Source organism: Rhodobacter sp. NSM, assembly GCF_052244495.1.
Lineage (GTDB): Bacteria > Pseudomonadota > Alphaproteobacteria > Rhodobacterales > Rhodobacteraceae > Cereibacter_A.
Genome location: NZ_JBQPXH010000043.1, coordinates 1 through 2,341, shown reverse-complemented (window position 1 = coordinate 2,341; position 2,341 = coordinate 1). Strand labels below are relative to the sequence as shown.

Sequence of the window (2,341 nt, the reverse complement as noted above, 5' to 3'; positions counted from 1 at the left end):
GGCCTCCGACACCCCAAATGGGCGATTGTATAGCCATTTTCAAGGATATTTACGCAAAATCACCTCTCCGTTAGCGGTTTCTGGCGGCCCACGGCGCGGCTGCTCCCCGTTGTCGTCACACTGCTTTCTGTCGTCCATGGCCGTAACATGCATCGCCTGCTTCACGGTCTGCACGAACGGACCATCGCGTTGAACACGCTGGTCGTGCTGGTCTGGTGTTCGGCATGGGGTACGGCTTCCGAGACAAGCTTCCGGCTATGATCGCGTCCCCGACCGGAACCCGCCGCATGAAACGTCCTCCGGCCGCAGGGCACGCAGGCGGGACTCGTCCGTCTCGGCTGATCGTCCCGCGCGCCCGAAGCGCGGTCCTCGTAGATCCTTTCCGCAGCCCCCCGGCGGCGAGCGCGTCGCGCTGCAGGTCGAGGGACTACGAACCGTCCGCCTTGGACACGCGGCCACAGCCGATGAGCATGTGTCAGAAGCGTTCGTTTGAGGAAGCGCCGCCGCGACGCCCGCGGCCCGGCTTCTTCCCAAGACGTCACAAACCATCCAGAGACGTCAAAGGAAACATGCGTCCCTGCTGTCGGCTCCTGCCCTTCCGCCAGCCCGACCATGGGCGGACGCGACCCCTCAGAAGGGATCTTCCACCTGAACCCCGGTCGGGCGGAAGTCGTCGACATTGCCGGTCACGACCACGGCCCCACGGGCCAGCGCCGTGGCGGCGATCATCAGGTCAGCTCCGTTGTGACCGAGGCGGCAGGAGAGCCGGCCCCAGATCCGGGCGTCCTCGGCGGCGAAGGGAAGGATGCGATCCGAGAAGAGCCGCACCGTCCGGTCGAGCCAGGCCTGAAGGTCGGCTGCGAAGGCCGGGTTGCGCTGATCCTGGCGGGCAATGCCGCGCTCGATCTCACCCAGGGTGATGACGCTCAGGAACAGGTCGGCCTCATTGCGCTTTGCCAGCCACGCTGCAACCTGGGGCGCCCTATCGGGACGATGAACCGCCGAGATCACGTTGGTGTCGAGCAGATACATCAGAAGTCAACGTCGCGCGGCTTCACCTCGATGCGCTCCCCTGCCTCGCCTGGGAAGGCCAGCAGATGCTCGGCAAAGCTGCCGCGGCCATCGCGCGCGCCCGACAGCAGCCGGTAGTACTCGTCGAGAGACAAGACGACAACCGCCGGCCGTCCCCGGCGCGAGACCTCTTGCGGCACGCCGGCAAGGGCAGCCTCGACCACTGCGCTGAACCGGTTCTTCGCGTCCTGAAGCGTCCACATGAATAAAATCGCTCGGCTAGCTAGACTTCTGTCTAGATAGAAACCCCATTGGTTCCGTCAATACAAGTCGCAACCTGTCCGGGCAATCGGGCGATGGACGATCCATCATCGTGAACCTCTGGTGGGGTTCGCCGAGGCCTTCACCCATCTAGGGTTCTGATGCCGGAGGGGGCAGGATGACACCCTAAGCTCGGGAGGAGAGCGGGGGGCAAGGATTTACTGCGGCCATGGCGGTTGTGCGCGTCCACTACCGCCGGGCAGCCTGAAGTTGTAAGGTCACGCCATGATCCGGGTGCTCGTCCTGCGGCTTCTCTGCCTCGTCCTGCTGGCCATGGCCTTCATGGCAGGTCCCGGTGCGAGGGTTTCCGCCGCGGAGCGGATGGCGCAGGACGTCATGGCCGAGATGCCCCATTCCGGCACCGGATCCGCGCCCTGCTGCCCGGATGCCGGACATGACGGTGCCGGGCTCCAGGCCCTCGATTGCGCGGCCTCCTGCGCGACCATGGCCTCGGTGCTGCCGGAGCCTGTTCGCATGGCCGACCGAAACCAGGTTCGCGCGCGGCACCTGCCGGGCTGGAGCCGGTTGCCCGCCAGCCGGCATCCTCCGCCCGAGGTCCGGCCCCCGAGATCCCGTCCCGCCGCCTGAGCCGGCCGAGCCCGCCTCGGCCTTCGTGGACATCCGCGCCCCGCGCGGAGCTTTCGGGATGAGACATGCCTGACTCCCCTCTCCGCCGCCCGTGGGCGGCCGCTTTGACATTTCCCCTTCCTCCCAACCGCCGCGGCCCGGAATCCGCCGCGGCAGCGCGCCGATCAGGGCCGCCGCGGACCGCAGGGGAGGCCGTGCGATGAAACGGCTTGCCTTGGCCGCAATGGCCGTCACCGCGACGGCCGCCGGCTTCTGGATCCTCCTGCCGGCTCCCGCTCCGACCGCGGCCGATCCGGCCCGGCTGGCCCTCGGCCAGAGGGTCTATGCCGCCGAATGCGCCTCGTGCCACGGCGCAAACCTCGAGGGCCAGGCGAACTGGCGCGAGCCGGGGCCGGACGGCCGCTATCCCGCGCCGCCGCAC

General features: G+C 67.7%; 4 protein-coding genes. 2 read left to right on the top strand and 2 right to left on the bottom strand.

What is annotated here, in order from left to right; translation table 11 throughout:
- Positions 1-630 precede the first annotated feature (630 nt).
- Together ACTVZP_RS22120 and ACTVZP_RS22115 are read right to left on the bottom strand one after the other, a co-directional pair.
- A complete protein-coding gene (locus ACTVZP_RS22120; protein WP_443214284.1) occupies positions 631-1,032 on the bottom strand; it encodes a type II toxin-antitoxin system VapC family toxin in 402 nt (133 codons plus the stop codon).
- Entirely contained in the window at positions 1,032-1,274 is a 243-nt protein-coding gene (locus tag ACTVZP_RS22115; RefSeq protein WP_443214283.1) for a type II toxin-antitoxin system Phd/YefM family antitoxin, read from the bottom strand. The genes ACTVZP_RS22120 and ACTVZP_RS22115 overlap by 1 nt, the downstream gene beginning before the upstream one ends.
- Positions 1,275-1,557: 283 nt before the next feature.
- On the opposite strand from ACTVZP_RS22115, the gene ACTVZP_RS22110 reads away from it, so the two are divergent.
- Together ACTVZP_RS22110 and ACTVZP_RS22105 are read left to right on the top strand one after the other, a co-directional pair.
- Positions 1,558-1,920, top strand: a complete 363-nt coding sequence (locus tag ACTVZP_RS22110; protein ID WP_443214282.1) for a hypothetical protein — start codon at positions 1,558-1,560, stop codon at positions 1,918-1,920.
- 199 nt (positions 1,921-2,119) lie between these two features.
- Positions 2,120-2,341: c-type cytochrome (locus tag ACTVZP_RS22105; RefSeq protein WP_443214281.1), on the top strand; the 222-nt coding region annotated here is incomplete at its 3' end.